The organism is Micromonospora sp. NPDC049282 (assembly GCF_043197045.1).
Classification (GTDB): Bacteria; Actinomycetota; Actinomycetes; order Mycobacteriales; family Micromonosporaceae; genus Micromonospora.
In genome coordinates, this window is record NZ_JBICSL010000001.1 from 389,466 (window position 1) to 410,638 (window position 21,173).

Here is a 21,173-nt window from a genome sequence, read left to right on the forward strand (position 1 = left end):
TGCCGGCGGACGGTGTGGGATCCGAGGCAGGGCTGGTCGGCACGGCACCGCCAGCCCCGCTCAGTTTCCCGACGACCCCAGCTGTCGTGCCTCGGCGATCGCCGCGTCAACGGCCTGGCGGGTCGTGGCGGTGCGCTGGACCAGCATGACAAGCACCTGTTTGATGCTCTCCAGGGCCTGTAGCAGCGGGCCCGGTTGCCCACCCTGTAACACCCCGACGACAAGCTGCTGCGCCTCACCAACCTGGGTGATCGTGGCGGCCGTCTGGTCGCGGATGCTGTCGACCGCACTCTGCACCGGAGTCAGCCCGCTGATCGTCTCCCCCGGACTGGCCTGCTGCGGAACACCAGCGGTCACCTTCGCGGCATCACCGACAGCACCAGCGAGTCCACCCAGTCCACCCCGGATGGTGGCGATGGCACCGCGAAGCCGCGCCACACCGGCGGCGACCGCAACGAACCCGGCACCCGCCGCGCGCAGCGCGATCTCCTGCGCCTGCTGATCAGCAGCGGCAGCCAGACCCTGCGCACGCTCGACCCCGACGGCCAGCGTACGTAGCTCAGTAGTGATCCTCTCGACGTGCGACACGCTGCCGGATCCCTCCATATAGCCACGAGAGCTCTCAGGAGGGTTGAACCTACCGGCACGGCACCGACGCCACCAGACGTCGTAACGGAGCTATCGGTTGTCGCCGAGGCGAGGGTGGCCTCGGCGGCGGCGATCGTCGCGGCGGCCTGCCACAGGTTGCAAATGGCGCTCCTCAGCCGGGGACGGCACGGCAGGAGGTTTTGTGCTCGCTCAGCAAGCCCGTCGTCCGAACTCCTCGCGGGTGATGTCGGCGCCGAGGGCGGTGAAACGGCCGGTCAGGTCTGCGTGGCCCCGGTCGATCATGGCGCCGTTGCCGATAACGGTTTCGCCGTTTGCGACAAGTCCGGCCAACACGAGGCCGATGCCGGTCCGCAGATCCCGGGCGATGACCTCGGTGCCGCGCAGCGGCTTACCACCGTGGACCACGGCTTTCTCGCCGTCGACGGTGAGGTCCGCGCCGAGCTTGGTCAGTTCACCGGCGAGGGCGTAGCGGGCGTCGTGTATGCGCTCACGGAAGTAGCTTGTCCCGGCTGCTTGGGTGGCGAGGGCCATCAGCGGAGGCTGCAGGTCGGTGGCGAACCCGGGGTGGGTGTCGGTGATGACGTTGATCGGATGCAGTTGACCGGGTCGGATGACGCTAGTGACCGCTCCGGCGGCGCTGAGTTCGATGCCCATCTGGTGGAGCTTGTGCGCGGCGACTCCGAAGTGATCCAGTACGGTCCCACCGACGAGGTTGATCGCCCCACCGGTGATGGCAGCCGCGATGGTGAGCACGCCGGCGTCCATACGGTCCGGCATGATCGTGTATTCGACCGCGTTGAGCACGTCGACCCCGGTGACGGCGATGCGGCCAGTTCCTGCGCCGGTGATCTGGGCGCCCATGGCCGTGAGCATCGCGACTACGTCGAGAACTTCGGGTTCCAGCGCGGCGTTCTCGATGACGGTCCGGCCGGGCGTCAGGGCTGCGGCCATGACGAGGTTCTCGGTGCCGGTGTGCGAGGGCGTGTCGAGGTAGAGGTCCGCGCCGCGCAGGTTGCTGGCTTTGATGCTGATCGTGGTGCCGTGTTCCTCGATGTGTCCGCCGAGGCGGGCCAGGCCCCGGTAGTGGAAGTCAAGCCCCCGGGTGCCGAGGGCGCAGCCGCCGGCACCCTCGAAGATCACCTCGCCTCGACGGTGCAGCACCGGGGCAAGGAACAAGACGCTGCCCCGAAACTGGCGGGTGAGATCGGCTGGTAGCCGTGAGCTGGTGATCTCGGTGGCGTCGATGACGAGCAGTCGGTCGCCCGGGTGGTACTCGACCTCAGCGCCAAGAAGCCGGGCGAGGTCCACGGCATGCTGGACATCGGTGATCGCGGGGACGTTACGCAGCACCGTCTGACCGCGTCGGGCGAGCAGCGCGGCACCGATCATGGGCAGGGCCGCGTTCTTGGCGCCCTGCACGACGACGGTCCCGTTGAGCGGGCCGGCGGGGCGGACACGATAGCGAACTTCGGTCATGTGACGTTCCTTTAGCAGAGGAAGTGGTTGAGCAGGCACGGGCGGGACAGTCGGCGGTTACGCAGCCAGGGACAAACCGTTCGATCCTTGGCGGTAGAACCGCCCGCAGGCGGGGCAGGTGAGGTTGTCGTCGAGGCGGTGTCCGCACCTGCAGGCCCAGCCGATCTGCCGGGCCGGGTTGCCCATGACGAGGCCGTAGTCCGGCACGTCATGTCCCACAACGGTGCCGATGGCGACCATGGCGTATCGGCCGATGGTGACGCCTGGGGCGATGACCGCGTTGGCACCGACGGTGGCGCCGTAGCGGATCGTCACCGGTTCCCGCCGCCAGTCGTCGCGGCCCTTCAGGTGGCCGGCGGGGTTGACAGCTCGAGGTGCGGAGTCCTCCAGCAGGTAGACGCCGGGGGCAAGCATCACGCCGTCCTCCAGAACAGCCCCGTACACTCCGCATCCGTCCTGGATCTTGACCCGGTTGCCGATGACCGCTGCCGAGGCCACATGAACGCCTTTGCCGAGTACGCAGTCCTCGCCGATCCGGACGTCCCCGTCGACCTGAGCGTGGTGCCAGATCCTGGTTCGTGCGCCGACAAAGGCTGCGTCTGCGACCTCAGCCGACTCAGCGATGAAGGGCGTGTCCGACGTGCGCCCGGGTGTCGGTACTGGCGTCTTGGTCATACCGAACGCTCCGCGGGTTTCAGGAGCCGCTCCAGATCGCTCAGCGTCCTGACGCTGATCAGCTCGTCGTCGGGCAGGGGATGACCGGTTCGTTCCTCCAGCAGCACCGCGAGTGTGAGCCGGTCGAGCGAGTCCAGACCGAGATCGGACAGCCGCGTGGAGGCGATGATCGTGTCGATGGCCCGGCCGCTGATCTCTACGAGAATCTGCCGGACTACTGCCTGCCGGTTCAGAGCGCCCGTGCTCATCGGACCCGCCCGGCGGCGTCGAGCAGCAGCGGCAGGCACTCGGCCATCGGCGCACGCTGCCAGAGCCTGCGGACGGCGACCGCCCTGGTCGAGGTGCCGGAGGCGAACTCTTGCAAAGCCGCCTCGAGGAACCGCTCCAGCATCTCGTGCGTGCCCGGCGGGAGGCTGCCACCCGGTTGGCAGAGCATGTCCACCAGGCCGCGGGTCGCGCCGCCGATGAGGTCGTCGAGTGCTGGCAGGTGCATCGCGCGCCGAGGGCTGTAGGGATGGGTGGCGGTCGAACCAGGAGCGGTGATCCCGTCGGCGACGATGACTGCGGCGTGCGGAGCCAGCAGCACGCCGCACCGGTAGGTGCCGGTCGCAAGGTGGATCATCGGATGTCCGGTGCAGCCGATCAGTGGCAGGTGATCGAGGGTTACCGGCCGGTGCCCCACTCGGACCTCGATCAGCGCGGCATCGCGCAGCTGAGTGTTGAGTTCAGCAGTCGCGTCATGGATCAAGGTGGCGATCTCGTCAAGAGCGGCGGGTTGGCTATAGTCGGGTGCGGTGGAGAGCCTATTCGTCGCCCCCAGATAGATGGTGCCGTCGCCGCGCGGGACCATGTGGCTGCCACAGGCGAAGCCCCGGTTCGGGGTTCGCACCGCAGCGGGCAGCGAGAACGGGACGCGGGCCAGAAGTGACACGCCTCGCCCGGACCGCAACGGAGGTGCGTCGACCTGCTCGGCGAGCGCTGGGGCGAGCAGACCCGTCGTCCCGGTACCGGCGGCGAGCACCAAGTGAGCGGCCAGGACGGTGCTGCCGTCAGCCGCGTCAACGGCCAGATGCTCGCCGCGCTCCTTGACGGCGGTGACGTTGGTGTCGAGCCATCGACAGCGGGGATTGACGCTCAGTGCCGTGGCCAGCGCCTCGACCAAGAGCATGGGGTCCACGCTTGCCTCGTCCGGCAGCCATAGCGCCTCGTGCGCCCGGACTTGCGGTGCCAGCCCCGGTACGTCGGTCGGTGCGGCGGACTCGGCGCGGCACCCGTGGGTCTCGGCGGCCATCACGATGGCCCGGAGGTTCGCTGCGTCGTCCGGCCCGTAGCCGTTGCTGATCACCCACACGCCTGGGACCAGCGGTAGGGTCCGCTTGCTGGCCGTGCCGACGCGGTCCAGCCAGGCTTCGTATCCGGTCCGGGCGGCCAACCGTTCGCCAACTTCGAGGCTGACGCGCTGGGGATCATGGCTCGCCTCGACCTCGCTGAACACGGTGAGCATCGCCCCGGCGGCCCGCGATGCCTGCCCCGCGTGGTCACCGGTCCGAGGCCCGACCACGGTGACGTCCAGGTCCCGGCTGAGCAGCTCGAACGCGGTAGCGAGCCCGAGCAGGCCGGAGCCGGCCACGACAACATCGGTTACGAACTGGTTCATGTCACTCACCTGATCCGTCCAGGGAATCGATTCGGGTGGCAGCGAGGGTGTGCACCTCGAACCGGAGGCCACGGAAAGCTGCCCGTTCGGCGGCCCTCAGTGGGTACAACCGCGACAGCAACACGTCGCGGTGCTTCGCGTAGCGGCGCATGGGGATGTCCAGCTCGCAGATCTGCACCGTGCGGCACTCGTATCCGTTGCGTCGTAGCGTCTGGCGAGTATGGGGAATATTGGTCAGGGACGAATGCGTCAGCAGCAGGGTGCCGCCCGGAGCGAGCAGCTCGTCGAGGCGGGCGAGTAGGACGTCGTACAACGCCCGCCCGTCACTGCCACCGACCAGTGCGGCCTCAATGCCATCGTCAGCGGCGTAGGCCGGATCATGCGGGAAGTGCGGAGGGTTGCAGACGACCAGGTCCCAGGGTTCGGAGACTGCCATCTCGGCAAGGTCCCCGACGATTGTGGCCACCTGGGCGGCCGGGATGCCGTTGCGGGACGCGTTGTCGCGGGTCACCTCCGCGCATGCCGGGTTGACGTCCAACGCGGTCACATGTGCCGCGCCCGCCGAGGCCAGCGCCACGGTATACAAGCCGGAGCCGCACCCGATATCCAAGGCACGGGCGCGCGCCACAGGCAGGCCCGGGTCGGCGTTGAGCGCGCTCAGCAACGTGAGCCCCACGTCAGTCGGGATGAGGACCGTGCCGGCGGCCGGCGCCTCGATCTCGATCCGCCCGCCGCGCACCTCCACCGTGGCCGAGATGGTGCCGTTCAGCGTCGGCCCCAGTTGGCAGAGTGCATTTGCCGCTCCTGCCGGGACCCTCAACCGGATCGTCTGCGGCGGGGCGTTGATGACGTCAGTGCTGCTCATGGAGATTCCTCCTCATTGAGAGAAGTTCTGGTGGAGAGCCGGTAGGAGCGGGTGTGCCGGGCGGGCCAGCCGAGGAAACGGTCGAAGACATGGGCGGTGCTGCCGGTGTCGCTGGGCCGGAGCTGGTGCAGATCGTCGATCGCGTCATGCAGGCAGCTGGCCAGGTAGAGAAAGAGACTGACCAGGTCGTCCCTGTACTCCGCCAGAAGGGCGACCTTCGCCGCGCCGCAGGGCCACGGCTGGCCGCACCGTCGGCACAGCCACAGTGGCCGCATCGGCACGTGCGGCCGGGAGTGCTCGTCAGAGGCCGTCATCCCGACCACCCCGGCAGCGCCAGCCGACGCACCGCAGATGCGCCAGGGATATAGGCGGACCGATCTCCGCGTAGGGGCTCCGGTCGCTGCTCATCGAGCCTCACGCTCCCGCGTTTGCCTTTCGAACAGGATCTGCCAGACATGCGTCAGCAGCGGCGGATCGACCGACGCTGGTCGCACCGCTTGAGCCGCTGCCGGGCAGTCTCTCGTTGGGTCGCCCATCGTCACGTTGCGCGAGAGATAGACGGTCACGGCCGGTCTCCGCTCGGGTCCGCCGCCTGAGTGCGGTGGGCTCGCCGGCGTGCCGGCAAGCCCACCGCCGTCGGCCGGCGGCGGGGAGCAGACCGCCGGTCACCCGCCCACACAGCCTCGCTGGCGGTACGCGAACGGGGATTCACCCGTACGGTCGACGGAGTGCTCGGCGCGAGCACTTGCCGGTGCGTCGGGTCGCATTCCGACCTGTCGCCGATCGACACGTCCATCTGGTTCTCCCTGGCGTGACATTGCCGCTGACCCGCCAGCGCCATGGGATCAGGATGATCCTGGACCGTTCCGCCGACGTGTTCCTGACGTCCACAATCGCGGGCGGCACGGGCCCAAGACAGACCCAGCGTGGTGGGCCACGGTGAGCCTCACTGTGGTCGGCCTCGACCGATACGAGGAGGACAGGCGGTACTACCCGTCCCTACAAGACTCATCTCAAAGGATGTGCCAGCGGCGGAGTTCCGGCCCGTCGTGAACAAGGCCTGCGATCCGGTGGTGCACCTCGTCGGCGGCGTCGGTTCCGGGCCGGGACTTGCGGGCGTTGGTGGCGATCATCTGCAATTCGCGGAGCTGGCACAGCTCCTCGAACCCCGGCCAGCATGTGACATCCCAGCCGTAGGCGACGGTGAAGCCGGCGAACGCCTCGGGACCGGGCGGGTCGAACCGGCGGCAGTGGACAGCGACCGTGGCGATGTCCCACTCTCGAGGCCCGACGGCGGCGCCGTCCCAGTCAGCCAGTACGGGCCTGCCGTCGAAGCGCCGGAGCGCGTTGCGGATCTGCGGATCGGACTGGATCAAGCTCGTGCCGCGGGGAAACCGCATCGCCTCCCAGCCGGCGGCCAGCGCCTCGAGCCGGCTCATCAGCAGATCCTGTTCCTTGCCGTTCAGGATCTCCGAACGGGTCACGGATCGCTCGATGCCGTGGATCGGCCGTAGTACCGGCAATCGCACCGGCGGTGCCGGCAAGGCGTGTAGGTCCCGGAGAAGGCTTCCGAGTTCGGAGACGGTGATGGGACGGTCGTGTGCGGGGTCCAGACGCTGCCAGACCGTAACGGCGTGTCCGCCCACCTTCAACGGCTGAGACAGGCCCGGGTGAAGGCTGACTGTGGGGAAATCTCGGTCCACCAGCCAGTCGACCACGGCCACCATCGCGCGCACCCGGTCCAAGTCCTGGTCACCAGGGGCGATCTTGATGACGACGTCCCCGACGGCGTAGACGGCGTTGGTGTGATGCCGCAGCAGAGCCGCGTCCGAGTCGGGGTAGCCGAGGAGACGACATACCTCGGCGAGCACCGGCCGGGTGCGCGCCTCGACGAACATGGGGCTCCTAGGGACCGAGTGCGGCTGTGGTCCCAAGCCTACGGGCGCGCTCGCGGCAGGCCCGTACGTAGTCCGTCAAGGTGGCGACCTCACCCCGCTGGCTCTCTTCGGGGATCGCTGTGGCCACGTCGGTCGCCCGGGTCAGGATGATCTCCGTCCGCTGCGTCTCGGGCAGGTCCGCGACGGCGTCACGCGCGGTCACCGCCGCCTCGGTCGCCCGCCGGTCCCGCGCGAGACACATCGACCGGTCCAGAGCGATGAGCGCCACGTCGATCGGTACGGCCGGAGCCGTGCCATAGAGCCGCAATGCCTCGTCCTGAACCCGGTACGCCTCCACCGTGTCACCGAGCCAGGTGTACGCGCCGGAGAGGTAGAGCAGCAGCCGCTTCGCCGGGAACCTGAACGCCACGTCGGTGTCCTCGTCGCCAGCCTGATCGAACAGCCGGCGTGCCTGATCGACGGCCGACCGCGCCTGCTCGGTGGCACCGATTCTGGCCAGGGCACGCGCCCGGCCCGCAGCCGCCAGGGCAGCCGACGACGATGCGGCCTGGGTGACCGCCAGAGCCGCATCAGCCAGAGCGACGGTCTGGGCGGGATCCCCGAAGTAGTACGGCAGCATCGCCGCCTGGGCCCGCACGAGCACCATGAAACGAGCCTCCCCGCTGTCGTCCGCCGCGTGGATCGCCGTGCCGTACCACCGTCGAGCCTCGGCAACATCCCCAAGCCTCATCAACGCGTCAGCGCACATCGTCGCCAGCAGCGCCGCCACCCCGGACAGCCGGGCCTGGACCGCCGCCGGCTGGCGCCGAAGCGACAGCACCTGCACCTCTCGGCAGTCGGCGGCCAGCAGCGCCAGCATGATCTGCGGCGAAGCCGAGGGATAGACCCGCAGGTGTTCGCCAGCGCTTTGCTCGATCAGCTCAAGCTGCCGAGGGGCGACACTCGACGTCGCCAGAGCCTCCTCCAGTCCCAGACGGAGTCTGACCAGACCTCCGGCCTCGTTGCTCCCCACATGGGCAGGCGATCGATCCGCTCCACCGGCCACGGTCTCGATGCTGACGTCACGCGGCATAGTGCTGTCCTCGTCGCGGCCGAGCCCCATGACCGGACGCGGAATGTGAAGACCCACGGCGATCCGTTCCAGCACCTCGTACGCCGTGACCTGCCGGACGCCTTTGGCGATCTCAGTAGCGCGGTGAGGCGAGAGGCCTACGAGAGCGGCGATCCTGCCGTAGGACACGCCTCGGGCGTGAAGGAAGCGGAAGACCGCAGTGATGTCGCGCCGTTGAAGAAACTCGCTGATCGGTCGGCCGTTCCACAGCGCTGAACTCCACCACTCAGGATCCACCTGCGCGGCCACGATCACCTCCGATCGGACGACGACCACCTGACAGCACAACGCATCCGCGCCATCACATCAAGTCAATGGCGGTCGAGTCGACAGCCCAACCAGAGTCGAAGCTCAGGGTGGCATCCGGAAGACCCACGATGAGCCCTCAGCGTGTCCCCTCCTGGATCAGCGCAGGTTCCGGAGCGCCACGACCTGTCCAGCCCGAGCCTTGGTCACCGGCCTGCGATCGGAGCAAGTGACTGCAGATAAGGGAAGAGGCGTCTATCAATCATCCGTCATAGCCCAGCAGACGAAGTAGATCTATAGGCGCTCACCAGGCAGAACGCCCGCAGAAGCCGGACGCCGAAAGTCGAGCTGCCCCGACCCGGTCATGCACCCATTGGCACCCATCGTTGTACAACGTAAAGTCACTAGCAAGTCACGTTAAGTGCAACGGACCGGGCGGCGACTTGCGGATGATGACCAACACCCACAGAGCTAACTGCGCAAATGCCCAGAGGCCGGGCTGCACATGCTCCGGCTGCGGGGGCTCACAACACGGCTGGCAAGGATGGACAACTCTGGCCGCCGACCGGCCAGAGAAGCGCGACGACCGGCGGAGTGAACTCAAGGAGAAGGTGGAGGGGGACAGACGATCCGGACGCCAGAAGTTCAACGCCCACAACCGGCAAATTTACTTCGACCTCGCACGCCTGGACATCACCGACTACCTGTGGGCCGCCGACGGCCGAACCAAGATCAATGGCCGACTGCCACGCGACGTTGAACCTACATCGACGTCATCAGACCTTGGCCGGATGGACACCCTTGCCCACGAGGTCATGGAGAGCACGTGGCCCGAGATCTCAGCTGGCATAGACAGCCTCGTCCGGAATGAGTCTGACGCCAGGGAGGTCAAGAAGCGCCTGGCCGATCACACGTGGTGCGGTCTACTGGTGGCCCTGATCCAGTTGATCGAGAGAATCAACAAGGCCGTCGACCTACTGACGGATACCGTCAAGCAGTTCATCACCGGCGCGTTGTCGCGTCGGTTCGATTCGGGGCTGCCCCGGCTGGTGACCGACGCAGTCATCCGCCTTGTCGTGGACAAGGTGTGGTCAGCCCTGACAAGGCTGCTGGAAGCTCACTTTCCCCTCCTGGGAACAGACACCCTGCGCGTCCTGAGGATGCTGGCCATCTTCACCTGCCCCTCGGTCGAACACCACCCAGAGGTCTACAAGCACGCCGTCAGGCCGCTCATGGGCGACGCGCACGAGATCATCACGGACGAGATCAAGACGCACGTTGTAACCCTCTTCAGTGCGTGGTGGCGGCGGCGCGCCCCGGAAGCTCTCGCCTGACGCTCCCCCGGCACGAACCACACGTCCGGTCCATCGACCCCGTACCAGGCAAGAACCAGTGATCTGCACCGCGCATCCACGAGGCCTGCGTCCAGTCCCGGCGACACCCGACCCGTCCAACGGCTCCCGAGCACCCACCGAGCCACCACCACCGGCCAGCAGGCACGAAAAAGGCCCCGACCCAGTGTGAAACACCAGTTCAGAGCCTTGATCGTTGGTGCGCCGCCAGGGACTCGAACCCCGAACCCGCGGATTAAGAGTCCGCTGCTCTGCCAGTTGAGCTAGCGGCGCTCGCCGGCAACGGGACGGAACGTTAGCAGCCCCCGCGGCGCCCCCCGCACGCAGGGGGCGGCCTCACCGCACCGCCACCGTGACCTGCCCGGTCGCGGCCCCCGAGGGATCGACGAGCAGCGTGTACGCCCCGGCCGCCGGCAGCGTCGTCGCGGTGATCCCGCCGGCGCCGTTGATCACGCAGCCGGTGGTGAGCGTGCTGCCGTCCGGGGCCCGCAACGCCAGCACGCCGCACTGGTCGGGCAGCGTCGCGGCGGTCGCGGTCACGGTCACCGAGGTGCCGGCGGCGGCGGTGAACCGGTAGCCGGTGACCGCGCCCGGCCGGTCCACGTCCGCGACCACCGGCGGGCCGCCGACCTCGATCGTCGCGTCCCGGTCGCGGCCGGCGACCAGGCGCAGCGTGGCCGTGCCGGTGCCGCGTTCCACCGGGTCGACAAGCACGGTGTACGTCCCGTCGGCGGGCAGGAGCGTGCCGTCGATCTCGCCGACGCCGTTGACCACGCAGCCGCTGCGCAGCAGTTGTCCGTCGGCGTCGCGCAGCTCCAGCGGGGAGCACTGGTCGGTGAGCGTGCTCTCGGGCACGTCGACGAAGACCCGCTCCCCCGTGCGGCCGGTGAACCGGTAGCGCGCCCGGGCGCCGGGCTGCTCGATCGACGCGGTCACGGTCGGGCCGTTCGGTTGCAGCGTGCCGTCGCTGTCGCGGGCGGCGTAGACCCGGACCGCGGCGCGGCCGGTGTCGCCGGCGGCGGCGACGACCCGCAGCGCGTACGTGCCGGTGGCGGCGAGGTCGACCCGGTCGACGTAGCCGGCGCCGTTGATGTTGCAGCCGCTCGCGATCTCCCGCCCGGCCGGGTCGGCGAGCAGGTACGGCGAGCACCGGTCGCCGATGCCGGGCGCGGTGGCGTCGACGAAGACCGCGTCCCCGGCGCGGCCGGCGAACGTCAGCGGCTCGCCGCCGGGCGTGAGGCTCGCGGTGGCGACCGGCACGGCGGTGATCGGCGCGCCGGTGGGCGGGGCGATCCGTTCGGTGGTGGACCCGGCGACGGCGAACTCGGGGCGTCCGCTGACGGCGACGTCGAAGACGCAGTCGGCGAGCGGGCCGGGGGCGGTGACGCCGGCCCATCGGCAGATCTGTTCGGCGGCGGCGCGCCGGGCCGGGTCGAGGCCGCCGGCGGTCACCTCCCGCTCGGGGAAGCTCCGGTCGGTGAACGTGCCGGTGTCCTCCCCGGCGTCGTAGTGCAGCAGCGAGCGGTCCGCGGTGATCCGCCAGCTGTCCGCGTACGCCGGGTAGAGCGTGGCGAACGGCACGGGCTGGGCGAGGGCGGGGCCGGTGGCGGGCGCGATGTCGTCGCCCGCGTCGCCGTCGAAGTCGCCGAGCAGGCCGCGTACCTTTCCGGCCCGGCCGTCGGCGAGCCGGACCAGCACCCGGTAGCCGTAGCGGCCGATCTGGTCCACCGCGGCCGCGGAGCCGTCCGGCCAGGTCACGTCGTACCCGTCGGTGGCGCCGGTGTCGGAGGGGCGGCGGGTGAGGGTGCCGCCGCCGGCCAGGTCGGTGTGTTCCGGCGGGGCGGCGAGCGGCGCGCCGTCGACGTGCACCCGGGTGGCGCCGTCGGTGAGGGTCAGCGCGACGCGGCGGGCGCCGATCCGGAACCCGACCGCGGAGTTGACCGAGGCGGTGCGGGTGCCGGCCATCGGCGCCTGCCGGACCTGCACCTCGAGCGGGTCGCCGCCGGTGGCGGCCACAAGCGTGAACTCACCGACGGCCTGGAAGTCGTAGTAGACCCGGTCGAAGGTGACCAGGTGCGGGTCGCCGTTGCTGCCGCCGCAGTCCGCGCCGTCCTCGCAGAGCTTCACCGGCCCCTTCGGCGGGGGCGTCTTCTTCGCCGGCTTCCTGCACTCGTCGAGGCTCTTCGGCAGCGGGTTTCCCTTGTACCGGGTGCGCGGCGGCAGGCCCTTCGCCGCCCGGTAGCGGTTCTCCGCGAGCGTCGCCTTCACCTCGGCGGTGGGGATCCCGGTGCTCCCGCACTGGCCCGGCGGGACCGCGTCGCGGGAGATGTCGTCGGCGTGGTTCAGCTCGTGGTAGAGCGCGGCGCAGGGGTCCCGGGCCACCCCGTCGTCGTACGGGTCGGTGGAGGTCGGGTTCCAGGTGACCGTGGACGAGCCCTTGCCGTCGGCGCTGTCCGGCGTCTCGAACGCGCCCGAGCCGCCCGGGGTGGGGACGATCCGCACCTTCGGGGTCTTCTTGTCCTTCAGCCGGGACAGCACGCCGGACGGGTCGCCGCCGGGCTCGGCGAACCCCTTGAGGCAGCCGTCGACCGCGGCCTGGAAGTCGACGCCGCTGACCGGCACGCCCGCGGTCGGGTCGACGGTGTAGTCCGCGCGGGCCGGCCGGGAGCCGCCGCCGACCAGCGCGCCGACGGCCACCAGCAGCAGGGCCACGGCGACGGCGGTCGGCCGCCGTCGGCGGGCCCGCAGCAGCACCACGAGCGCGACCAGGAGCAGCACCAGCAGCAGCGCTCCGGCGGCCGGCCACAGCCAACGGCGGCCGTTCGCGCCGCCGTCGCCGACCGTGAACGTGGTGCTCCGCAGCGCCGTCGCGCCGGGGCAGAGGTTCGTCGCGCCGGTGACCGGCAGCGGCACGTAGCCGGCCGTGACCTCGTACCGGCCGGGGGCGCCGACCGGCCAGAGCGAGTCCAGGCCGCCGCCGTCTCCAGTGGCGGCCACCGAGCGGAGCACGACGTCCCCGGGCGCGCCGCCGTCGTGCAGCCGGATTCCGGTGAGCGCCACGGTCGCGGTCGCGCCGGGTTCGACGGTGGTCAGGCCGGCGCCGGCCGAGGCGGTGATCCCGTCGTCGTGGAAGCTGCGGGCGAGCGTCGGCGTGAGGTCGCGGCCGTCCCGGCGTACCCCGGTGATCTGGGCGGTGCCGACGGCGCTGGTGGGCAGCGCGCACGCCGACCCGGTGGAGTTCGTGACGGTGAGGTCCAGGCGGACCTGGTCGCCGGCGCGGTAGTCCGCCTGCGCCGGGCGCAGCGCCAGGCCGAGGCCGCCGTCGGCGGGCGCCGCGGCGGCGCTCACCGCCCCGGCCACCAGGGCCGCCACCAGTACGGCGAGCCCGGTCACGGATCGCACCGACCACCTCATGGTGGGGACTGTAGGGGCGCGGGGCCGGGATTCCCGTGCTCTGTCGGGGACCGGTCGGACGAGCGCCCCGGCGGGTAGCGTCGGGGGCATGTCGATGGAGGCCATCGCCGCGCTGCGGGAGCCGGTGCGCCGGACGGTGTACGAGTACGTCGTGGCGCGGGCCGAGCCGGTGAGCCGCAACGAGGTGGCCGAGGGGGTCGGCATCGGCCGCACCCTGGCGGCGTTCCACCTGGACAAGCTGACCGACGCGGGGCTGCTGGAGGCGGCCAACGCGCCACGCGCCGGTGGGCCGGGGGCGGGGCGGCCGGCCAAGCTGTACCGCCGGTCGGCGGCGGAGCACGCGGTGACGGTGCCGCCGCGCGACTACCGGCTGCTGGCCGGGGTGCTGGCGAGCGCGATCGAGCGGGCGGGGGCGGAGCCGGCGGCGTACGCGGCCGCCGCCGCGCAGGGGGCGAAGCTCGCCGGCGGGGACGCGATCGCGCGGCTGGCGGCGCTGGGCTACGAGCCGTACCAGGACGCCGACCGGACGATCCGGCTGCGCAACTGTCCGTTCGACGTGCTGGCGCACTCGCATCCCGGGCTGGTCTGCGGGTTGAACCTGGCGATGCTCGAGGCGGTGGTGGGCGACGGCGGCCACGTGGTGCGGCTCGATCCGGGTCCGACCGGCTGCTGCGTGGCGATCCATTCTAAAAACAATGAGCGTTGACATAGACGGTAGTCTGACTCCATGGCCGACCATCACCTCGCGCAACTGAACATCGCCCGGCTGCGCGCCCCGATCGACAGCCCCGAACTCGCCGACTTCGTCGCCCGCCTGCCCGAGATCCACGACCTGGCCGAACGCTCCCCCGGCTACGTCTGGCGGCTGCAGGACGACTCCGGCGACGCGACCGCGTTCCGGCCCTTCGAGCCGGACGTCATCGTGAACCTGACCGTCTGGGAGTCGGTCGAGTCGTTGCGCGCCTTCGTCTACCGGACCGCGCACCTGGAGCCGATGCGCCGACGGCGGGAGTGGTTCGTCCCGCTCGACGGCGAGCACCTGGCGCTGTGGTGGATCCCGGCCGGCACACTGCCGTCGATGGACGAGGCGGCCGGGCGGCTGGAGGCGTTGCGGCGCAACGGGCCGTCGGCGGAGGCGTTCACGCTCCGCGACCCGTTCCCCGCGCCCGGCGCGCTCGCCGCCTGACCGCGCATGCTCGGCGACCGGTGGGGCGTGACCGACGACGAGGTCGCGCGCTCCTATCCGTGCGACGGTGTCGTTGCCGCGCCCACGTTGCGGGCCTGGCGCGGCGTGACGATCGAGGCGCCCACCACGACGGTGTGGCCGTGGGTCGCCCAGGTGCGGCTCGCGCCCTACTCGTACGACTGGATCGACAACCTCGGCCGCCGCTCACCCCGGCGGTTGGTCGGCCTGCCCGAGCCGGCCGTGGGCGAGGCGTTCACCAGCGTGGGTGGGCGTGCGCAGGGGCGGATCCTCTCGGTCGACCCGGGGCGCCAGCTGACCGGGGAGATCATCGGCGCCGTGATGTCGTACGTGCTGGCGCCCGGCGTGGCCGGCACCACCCGCCTGCTGCTCAAGGTCGTCATGCGCACGAACCGGCTGGTCGCTCTCGGGCTCTGCGTCGGTGACCTGGTGATGGCCCGCCGCCAACTCCTGAACCTCAAGCGGCTCGCCGAACACGACATCGGCCCGCTTTGATTGACGATCGTAAAAGTTCGGCGGCATAATCGCACCGGAGCCGGGCTGGCAACAGGTCGCACGATCGTGGCCACCGACAGGACATCACTGCCGGGCGCACCGCCGAGACGCGACGCGGCCCGACTCCGGGCAACGCGGTCCGCAGGGCGCCGAGCAGCACCTCGAACGCCAGCGGGAGAACCTCGATGACACCCTTTCCAGCCGGACCGACGGCTGCCCCGACCCGACCCTCGCGCCGCCCGATGGTGGTGGCGGCAGCCGCCGCCCTCCTGACCGCGGTGACGTCCGGACTGGCCGTCACCGCCGCGCCCTCGATGGCCGCCGCCTGCACCGGGTACGTGGCGCTGACCTTCGACGACGGGCCCACCGCGGGCAACACCACCACCCTGATCAACACCCTCAAGGCGGCCGGCGTACGGGCGACGTTCTTCAACGTCGGCCAGAACGTGCAGAGCAATCCGGCGCTGGCGAGGGCCCAGCGGGACGCCGGCATGTGGGTCGGCAACCACAGCTGGACGCACCCGCACATGACCCAGCTCAGCCAGGCGCAGATGACCTCGGAGATCTCGCAGACCCAGCAGGCGATCCAGCAGGCCACCGGCGAGGCCCCCAAACTGTTCCGGCCGCCCTACCTGGAGTCGAACGCGACCCTGCGGGCGGTCGAGGCCCAGTTCGGGCTGACCGAGATCAACGCCGACGTGGACTCCCAGGACTGGAACAACGCCAGCACCGACCAGATCGTGCAGAACGCCGGCCGCCTCCAGGCCGGGCAGTCCATCCTGATGCACGACTGGCCGGCCAACACGATCGCGGCCATCCCCCGGATCGTCAGCAACCTCGCCAGTCGCGGCCTCTGCGCCGGCATGATCTCGCCGGCCACCGGTCGCGCGGTGGCCCCGGACGGCGGCCAGCCCACCACGCCACCGCCCACCACCACGCCGCCGCCGACCACCGCACCGCCGACCACCGCACCGCCCACCACTCCACCGCCCACCACCGCACCGCCGACCACGCCTCCGCCGGATCCCTCGGCCGCCTGCACGGCCAGCTACCGGCTGGTCAGCAGTTGGACCGGCGGCTTCCAGGGCGAGGTGACCGTGACCAGCACGAGGGCCATCACCGGCTGGACGGTACGGCTGACCCTGGCCGGTGGACAGAGCATCAACAACGTGTGGAACGGCGTGGCCACCGGATCCACCGGCACGGTCAGCGTGCGCAACGCCGCCTACAACGGCGCCCTCAACGCCGGCGGGTCGACGAGCTTCGGCTTCCTCGCGAACGGCAGCAGCTCACCGGCCCCGAGCGAGATCACCTGCGCCAGCTCGTAGCGCACTCCTGAAGGAGCACAGATGCGACTCACGCATAACCGACTCCGGTCGGCGGCGGCGGTGCTCACCGCCGCCGTCGCCGTGGCCGCCGCGCTCACCACCGCCGTCTCCGCGCAGGCCGCCGCCGGCTGCCGGGTCACCTACACGGTGACCAGCCAGTGGCCGGGCGGCTTCGGCGCGAACGTCGACGTCACCAACCTCGGCGATCCGCTGACCGGCTGGCGGCTGACCTGGTCGTTCACCGCCGGGCAGGTGGTCGGGCAGGTGTGGAACGGCACGGTGACCCAGTCCGCCGGCCGGGTCACCGTCACCAACGCCGCCTGGAACGGCAGTCTCGGCACCGGGGCCACCGCCCAGTTCGGCTTCGGCGGCTCGTGGAACAACGCGTCGAACCCGGCGCCGACCGACTTCGCGCTGAACGGCGTGCCGTGCACCGGCCGGCCGACCCCCACCACGACCGCGCCACCCACCAGCGCGCCTCCCACCAGCGCGCCACCGCCGACCAGCGCGCCGCCCACCAGCACGCCGCCGCCCACCAGTGCCCCGCCGGCCTCCGGCGCGCTGGAGCAGACGCGCACGGTGGGGCGGGTGCGGTCGGTCGGCAACAGCGCCCAGTACACCTGGCCCGGCACCTACTTCGAGGGCCGGTTTCGCGGCACCGGCGTCGGGATCGTCCTCAACGACGCCCAGAACGACTACGCCGTACAGGTCGACGGGGCGACCGTCGCCACGCTCGTCACCCCGGGCCAGACCACCTACTGGGTCCGCAACCTCGCCGACGCGGACCACACCGTACGACTCGTCAAGCGCACCGAGAGCCCGTGGGCGGTGGGTGAGTTCGGTGGTCTCGTGGCCGCCCCCGGCGGCACGATCCTGGCCAAGCCGGCCGCCCGCAGCCGCCAGATCGAGTTCATCGGTGACTCCTGGACCGCCGGCTACGGCAACATGTCGACGACCCGCGACTGCTCCGGCAACGGCGGGGTCACCCGCAACTCGAACGCCGACGCCACCTTCGGCGCCCTCACCGCGCAGAGCCTGAACGCCGACTACCAGCTCATCGCCTGGTCCGGGCTGGGCATGGTGCGCAACTACAACGGCGGGGGCACGGACAATTTCCGCACCTACTACGAGACGGATCTCCAGGCACTGTGGAACAGCACGGTGTGGCAGAACCCGGGCACCTGGAAGCCGCAACTGGTCGTCGTCGGCCTGGGCATCAACGACTTTTCCACCGCCCTCAACGCCGGCGAGCGGTGGACGACCCCCGAGCAACTCGCCGCCGACTTCCGCACCGCGTACCTGGGCTTCCTCGACAAGCTACGCACCCGGTACGGCCCGAACACGTTCATCGTGCTCACCTACCCGGACCTGTCCAACACTCCGCTCGCCGCATCGGTACAGCAGGTCGTCCGGACCCGCACGGACGCGGGTGACACCCGGATCCGCTCGCTCTACTACGACGACAACGCCCTGGGCCTGGACAAGCTCGGCTGCGACTGGCACCCGTCCCGGCGCGACGACCAGTTGCTCGCCGGCGCGCTCACCCGATTCATCGGCACGCTGCCGCTGAACTGGTGACCTGAGCCCCGCCGAGGCGGGTCCGATCGCACCGGGCCCGCCTCGGCGGCTGTACGCCGGTCACCGGCAGACGGAGTTCCCGGCGCCGACGGGTTGCACCACGAGGCCCCACAGCTGGGCGAGCACGCCGGCGGCGAGCGCGACCACCACCCAGCGCTTCGCACCCCAGACCCGCTCGGCGACCACCCCGACCACCGCGAGGGCGGCCAGGTTGAAGACCGAGCCGGCCACGCCCCCGTTCTGCACGACGAGCGACGTCACCAGCCGCCAGACCTGGCCGTCGGCCACCGCGGCCCGATCGCGTTCGAGCTGCCCGAGCAGCGCCGGCGCGACGGTGAGCTGGAGCAGCGTCGGCACGCCGACGACGACGAGCGCCGTGACGGTCGCGACGGGGGCGCGCCGCCGGCCGTCCGAGCCACGCCCGGCGACGAGCCCCAGGCCGGCCCGGACGGCGGCGGCGAGCACCACGAGGTACGCGAGGGCGGTCATCCCGCCATCCTGACCGTCCGTGGGTCAGCTGCGTAGGGTCCACCGCTGGTTCGCGCCACCGTTGCAGGTCCAGAGAATGATCTTGGTGCCGTTGGCGCTGGCGGCGCCGTTGGCATCGAGACAGAGCCCGGACTGGGCGTTCGTGACGGTGCCGTTGGTGTTGATGTTCCACTGCTGGTTGAGCCCGCCGTGGCAGTCCCAGATGATGACCGCGGTGCCGTTGGCCGTGCCGCCGCCGGACGCGTCCAGGCACTTGTTGCCGTACACGGTCAGTTGTTTGCCGCTGGTGGAGGTCCAGCGCTGGTTCGTGCCGCTGGAGCAGTCCCAGAGCTGCACCTGGGTGCCGTTCGTGGTCGCGGAGTTGGGCACCTCGACGCAGCGGCCGGACTGGCCGCCCACGAGCTGCCCGCCCGACGGGGTGCCGCCGCCGCTCTGCTGCCGGACGATCGAGGTCGACTCCGCCGAGCGGTTGCCCTGGGCGTCGACGACGTAGAGGCGGTACTCCCCCTGCATGGTCGGCACGGCGATGGACGTGGCGTTGCCGGCCGCCCTGGTCATCGTCGGGCCGGCGGTGAAGGTGGTCGTGCCGGGGGGCGCCAGCCAGACCGTCCTGGTCGCGTCACCGGTGCTGCGGATCGGAATCGACGCCGTCGCGCTGGTGACGAACGTGCTCGCCGGCAGGACGTGGTTCGGTGCGGAGAAGTTGGCCGCCGGGACGACGTCCCGGTAGGCGTCCTCGAGACCTGAGTTCACCGCGATGCCGTACGCCGCCGCCGGCCAGACGTAGTCGGAGGAGACGAGGATGTCGCCGATCGTGCTGTTCGGCAGGTTCTTGTTCGAGACCTTGTTGATCGGGCCGTAGGTCTGCGTGATGCTCAGGTCGTGCTTCCGCCCGAAGTCGTCGGAGTTGATCATCCAGGTGACGTTCTTGTCGATGCTCAGCACGTTGTCCCGGAAGGTGATGAACGCCGATCCCTCGTCCGGGTGCAGGCCGTACTTGTGGCCGGAGGGCACGCCCTGGAGATAGTTGTTGGTGATCGTGGTGCCGGGCTGGCTGCCCAGCGTGTAGATGGGCGCGGTGTCGCTGAGACGCTGCACCGTGTCGATGATGTGGTTGTAGCTGATGGTGTTGTTCCGCGCCGTCGTGGTCGGTCGGTTGGGCGCGATCGAGCCCGACGACCCGTCGAAGTTCCACCAGCCCCAGCCGAGGGTGATGCCGGACCACGGCGCCCTCTCGATCCGGTTGTGCTGGATGGTCAGGGTGTCGGCGAAGTAGGCCGAGATCGGGCTGTGCCCGTTGAACAGGACCGCGCTGTCGTAGAGGTAGTTGTTCTTGATGTCGATGTTCTTCGGTAGACCCTCGACCTGCGGGGAGTACTTCTCCCGGTTGGTCGAGGTGCCGTCTCCGATGTAGACGTGCTGCGGGTGGCCCACGTTGATGGCGGACCCGGCGATGTCGTTGGTGTGGTTGCCGATCAACTGGCTGCCCTGCACGTCGTTGACCATGCTGATCCCGTCGGCGCCGGTGTGCTGGATCCGGTTGCGCTGGAACAGGATCCCGTCGGCGTTCTGCACCTGGATGATGCCGGGCGTGACGTCCACGTTGCGGTAGTAGTAGACGTGGAAGTTGCCCTTCGCGTACACCTGGGCGCCGAGGTTGCCCTGCTGCGCCTGCTTGAAGGAGGAGCCGGCGACGTTGAACAGGTTCCAGTCGGAGTGCTGCACGGTCAGGCCGGAGAACGTGATGTTGCGCGCGTGGCTGCCGGTCGAGGTGCCGGCGATCCGCAGCAGGGTGGTCACGTTGTTCGGCGCATAGACCGTGGCGGTCGACATGTTCTCGGCGCTGGCCTTGTAGTAGTACAAGGTCCGGCTGCTCTTGTCGAAGTAGAACTCGCCGGGGGTGTCCAGGAACTCGTACGCGTTCATGAGCTTGTGGGTGCCGCCCACCTGGGCGTTGCCGTTGTAGGCGCCCTGGGCGATGGCCGCACCCGGCTGCTGGAAGAGGGCGACCCGGCTGCCGCCGTCGGAGGTGGTCGTCACCTGGCGGACTCCGACGAGGGCCGTGGTCCAGGTCGTGCCCGTCTCGATCTCGATGTCGTCCTGGTTGCGGGCGATGGCGGGGAAGTCGGCCAGACCGTATCTGGCCCCGTCGCACTGCGAGCCTGATTCCCACGCCCAGTCGGCCTGGCCCGCCGTGATGTTGTACGTCCCCTGGCATCCCGCCGAGGTGACCGTCTTCGAGGCCATGAACGCACGCTTGTCGTTGACGTAGAGCGCCCGCAGTTTGTTGGCCCGGTCGAGCGGCGCCTTCCAGATGTTGCCGCTGTGCTGGGTCCACCCGGTCACCTGGACGCCGCCGTCGAGGACCGGCCTCTCGTCGGGATAGGCGGCGTACACGACCCGGAACCCGTTCGTGCCGGAGTCGCCCTGGCCGAACTCGACGGTGCTGCCGACCGGGTAGGTCCCGCCGCGCAGGAACACGTTGATGTCCCCCGTCATGCCCGCGTTCACGGTACGGACGACGTCCCGCGCGCGTTGCAGGGTCCGGAACGGGGACTGGATCGTCCCCGGGTTGGCGTCATTGCCGTCGGGGGCGACGTAGAAGGTCTGCTGGACCGCGGCCGAGGCCGGCGTCTGGTTCGTCAGCACCGCCGGCAGCATGGCGGTGACGAGCGCCGCGATCGCCAACAACGACAGGCGGGCGGTGGACACGATTGATGACACGCGCTGTTCCTCTCACTTGCCCTCGACATGAGTTCACGTACGTATCGAGCGA

19 protein-coding genes and 1 tRNA gene are annotated in these 21,173 nt (G+C 70.2%); 6 read left to right on the top strand and 14 right to left on the bottom strand.

What is annotated here, in order from left to right; all coding sequences use genetic code 11:
- Positions 1-60: 60 nt before the first annotated feature.
- The 10 genes from ACGFI2_RS01810 to ACGFI2_RS01855 all read right to left on the bottom strand — a co-directional run bounded on the left by ACGFI2_RS01810 (position 61) and on the right by ACGFI2_RS01855 (position 8,546).
- The gene (locus ACGFI2_RS01810) at positions 61-588 is read right to left on the bottom strand and encodes a DUF6244 family protein (RefSeq protein ID WP_393509004.1); all 528 of its coding nucleotides are present in this window, start codon (positions 586-588) and stop codon (positions 61-63) included.
- A gap of 210 nt (positions 589-798) precedes the next feature.
- Complete coding sequence (gene murA / locus ACGFI2_RS01815) at positions 799-2,085, bottom strand: UDP-N-acetylglucosamine 1-carboxyvinyltransferase (RefSeq protein ID WP_393509007.1); 1,287 nt, start codon at positions 2,083-2,085, stop codon at positions 799-801.
- Between the two features lie 57 nt (positions 2,086-2,142).
- On the bottom strand, positions 2,143-2,760 hold the full coding sequence (locus ACGFI2_RS01820) for a DapH/DapD/GlmU-related protein (protein ID WP_393509010.1): 618 nt from the start codon (positions 2,758-2,760) through the stop codon (positions 2,143-2,145).
- A complete protein-coding gene (locus ACGFI2_RS01825; protein ID WP_393509013.1) occupies positions 2,757-3,008 on the bottom strand; it encodes an acyl carrier protein in 252 nt (83 codons plus the stop codon). Before ACGFI2_RS01825 ends, ACGFI2_RS01820 begins: the two co-directional genes overlap by 4 nt.
- Positions 3,005-4,417: an NAD(P)/FAD-dependent oxidoreductase gene (locus tag ACGFI2_RS01830; protein WP_393509015.1), complete on the bottom strand. Its 1,413-nt coding sequence runs from the start codon at positions 4,415-4,417 to the stop codon at positions 3,005-3,007. Before ACGFI2_RS01830 ends, ACGFI2_RS01825 begins: the two co-directional genes overlap by 4 nt.
- 1 nt (position 4,418) lies before the next feature.
- A complete protein-coding gene (locus tag ACGFI2_RS01835; protein ID WP_393509018.1) occupies positions 4,419-5,282 on the bottom strand; it encodes a methyltransferase domain-containing protein in 864 nt (287 codons plus the stop codon).
- Positions 5,279-5,596: a hypothetical protein gene (locus ACGFI2_RS01840; RefSeq protein WP_393509020.1), complete on the bottom strand. Its 318-nt coding sequence runs from the start codon at positions 5,594-5,596 to the stop codon at positions 5,279-5,281. The genes ACGFI2_RS01835 and ACGFI2_RS01840 overlap by 4 nt, the downstream gene beginning before the upstream one ends.
- A 90-nt stretch (positions 5,597-5,686) precedes the next feature.
- Positions 5,687-5,848: a multiple cyclophane-containing RiPP AmcA gene (amcA, locus tag ACGFI2_RS01845; protein WP_393509023.1), complete on the bottom strand. Its 162-nt coding sequence runs from the start codon at positions 5,846-5,848 to the stop codon at positions 5,687-5,689.
- Positions 5,849-6,295: 447 nt separating this feature from the next.
- Positions 6,296-7,180, bottom strand: a complete 885-nt coding sequence (locus tag ACGFI2_RS01850) for a phosphotransferase (protein ID WP_393509026.1) — start codon at positions 7,178-7,180, stop codon at positions 6,296-6,298.
- A 7-nt stretch (positions 7,181-7,187) separates the two neighbouring features.
- The gene (locus tag ACGFI2_RS01855; protein WP_393510052.1) at positions 7,188-8,546 is read right to left on the bottom strand and encodes a hypothetical protein; all 1,359 of its coding nucleotides are present in this window, start codon (positions 8,544-8,546) and stop codon (positions 7,188-7,190) included.
- A 440-nt stretch (positions 8,547-8,986) separates the two neighbouring features.
- Between ACGFI2_RS01855 and ACGFI2_RS01860 the strand changes: the two genes are divergently transcribed.
- Entirely contained in the window at positions 8,987-9,871 is an 885-nt protein-coding gene (locus tag ACGFI2_RS01860) for a hypothetical protein (protein ID WP_393509029.1), read from the top strand.
- Between the two features lie 215 nt (positions 9,872-10,086).
- Here the strand turns inward: ACGFI2_RS01860 and ACGFI2_RS01865 are convergent.
- Positions 10,087-10,162: transfer RNA gene (locus ACGFI2_RS01865), tRNA-Lys, on the bottom strand.
- A 63-nt stretch (positions 10,163-10,225) separates the two neighbouring features.
- Positions 10,226-13,303, bottom strand: coding sequence for a VWD domain-containing protein (locus tag ACGFI2_RS01870; RefSeq protein ID WP_393509032.1), 3,078 nt, complete (start codon positions 13,301-13,303; stop codon positions 10,226-10,228).
- Between the two features lie 88 nt (positions 13,304-13,391).
- Between ACGFI2_RS01870 and ACGFI2_RS01875 the strand changes: the two genes are divergently transcribed.
- The 5 genes from ACGFI2_RS01875 (at position 13,392) to ACGFI2_RS01895 (ending at position 17,908) form a co-directional block, all read left to right on the top strand.
- Positions 13,392-14,009 carry a helix-turn-helix transcriptional regulator gene (locus ACGFI2_RS01875; RefSeq protein ID WP_393509035.1) on the top strand — a complete coding sequence of 206 codons (618 nt, stop codon included), beginning with the start codon at positions 13,392-13,394 and terminating at the stop codon, positions 14,007-14,009.
- A 21-nt stretch (positions 14,010-14,030) separates the two neighbouring features.
- Positions 14,031-14,489, top strand: coding sequence for a DUF3291 domain-containing protein (locus tag ACGFI2_RS01880; protein WP_393509038.1), 459 nt, complete (start codon positions 14,031-14,033; stop codon positions 14,487-14,489).
- Positions 14,490-14,516: 27 nt separating this feature from the next.
- On the top strand, positions 14,517-15,002 hold the full coding sequence (locus ACGFI2_RS01885; protein WP_393509041.1) for a polyketide cyclase: 486 nt from the start codon (positions 14,517-14,519) through the stop codon (positions 15,000-15,002).
- A 185-nt stretch (positions 15,003-15,187) separates the two neighbouring features.
- Positions 15,188-16,330, top strand: a complete 1,143-nt coding sequence (locus ACGFI2_RS01890) for a polysaccharide deacetylase family protein (protein ID WP_393509044.1) — start codon at positions 15,188-15,190, stop codon at positions 16,328-16,330.
- A gap of 21 nt (positions 16,331-16,351) precedes the next feature.
- Positions 16,352-17,908, top strand: a complete 1,557-nt coding sequence (locus ACGFI2_RS01895) for a cellulose binding domain-containing protein (RefSeq protein ID WP_393509047.1) — start codon at positions 16,352-16,354, stop codon at positions 17,906-17,908.
- 60 nt (positions 17,909-17,968) lie between these two features.
- Here ACGFI2_RS01895 and ACGFI2_RS01900 read toward each other — a convergent pair whose 3' ends face one another.
- Together ACGFI2_RS01900 and ACGFI2_RS01905 are read right to left on the bottom strand one after the other, a co-directional pair.
- Positions 17,969-18,397 carry a rhomboid family intramembrane serine protease gene (locus ACGFI2_RS01900; RefSeq protein WP_393509050.1) on the bottom strand — a complete coding sequence of 143 codons (429 nt, stop codon included), beginning with the start codon at positions 18,395-18,397 and terminating at the stop codon, positions 17,969-17,971.
- A 24-nt stretch (positions 18,398-18,421) separates the two neighbouring features.
- Complete coding sequence (locus tag ACGFI2_RS01905) at positions 18,422-21,121, bottom strand: RICIN domain-containing protein (protein ID WP_393509053.1); 2,700 nt, start codon at positions 21,119-21,121, stop codon at positions 18,422-18,424.
- Positions 21,122-21,173: the final 52 nt, after the last annotated feature.

Bases quoted from the DNA above. Each gene is read 5' to 3' on its own strand.
- murA (WP_393509007.1), bottom strand. From the start codon at position 2,085: ATGACCGAAGTTCGCTATCGTGTCCGCCCCGCCGGCCCGCTCAACGGG.
- ACGFI2_RS01835 (WP_393509018.1), bottom strand. From the start codon at position 5,282: ATGAGCAGCACTGACGTCATCAACGCCCCGCCGCAGACGATCCGGTTG.
- ACGFI2_RS01900 (WP_393509050.1), bottom strand. From the start codon at position 18,397: ATGACCGCCCTCGCGTACCTCGTGGTGCTCGCCGCCGCCGTCCGGGCC.
- ACGFI2_RS01890 (WP_393509044.1), top strand. From the start codon at position 15,188: ATGACACCCTTTCCAGCCGGACCGACGGCTGCCCCGACCCGACCCTCG.
- ACGFI2_RS01825 (WP_393509013.1), bottom strand. From the start codon at position 3,008: ATGAGCACGGGCGCTCTGAACCGGCAGGCAGTAGTCCGGCAGATTCTC.
- ACGFI2_RS01830 (WP_393509015.1), bottom strand. From the start codon at position 4,417: ATGAACCAGTTCGTAACCGATGTTGTCGTGGCCGGCTCCGGCCTGCTC.
- ACGFI2_RS01870 (WP_393509032.1), bottom strand. From the start codon at position 13,303: ATGAGGTGGTCGGTGCGATCCGTGACCGGGCTCGCCGTACTGGTGGCG.
- ACGFI2_RS01880 (WP_393509038.1), top strand. From the start codon at position 14,031: ATGGCCGACCATCACCTCGCGCAACTGAACATCGCCCGGCTGCGCGCC.
- ACGFI2_RS01895 (WP_393509047.1), top strand. From the start codon at position 16,352: ATGCGACTCACGCATAACCGACTCCGGTCGGCGGCGGCGGTGCTCACC.
- ACGFI2_RS01850 (WP_393509026.1), bottom strand. From the start codon at position 7,180: ATGTTCGTCGAGGCGCGCACCCGGCCGGTGCTCGCCGAGGTATGTCGT.
- ACGFI2_RS01820 (WP_393509010.1), bottom strand. From the start codon at position 2,760: ATGACCAAGACGCCAGTACCGACACCCGGGCGCACGTCGGACACGCCC.
- ACGFI2_RS01840 (WP_393509020.1), bottom strand. From the start codon at position 5,596: ATGACGGCCTCTGACGAGCACTCCCGGCCGCACGTGCCGATGCGGCCA.
- ACGFI2_RS01860 (WP_393509029.1), top strand. From the start codon at position 8,987: ATGATGACCAACACCCACAGAGCTAACTGCGCAAATGCCCAGAGGCCG.
- ACGFI2_RS01875 (WP_393509035.1), top strand. From the start codon at position 13,392: ATGTCGATGGAGGCCATCGCCGCGCTGCGGGAGCCGGTGCGCCGGACG.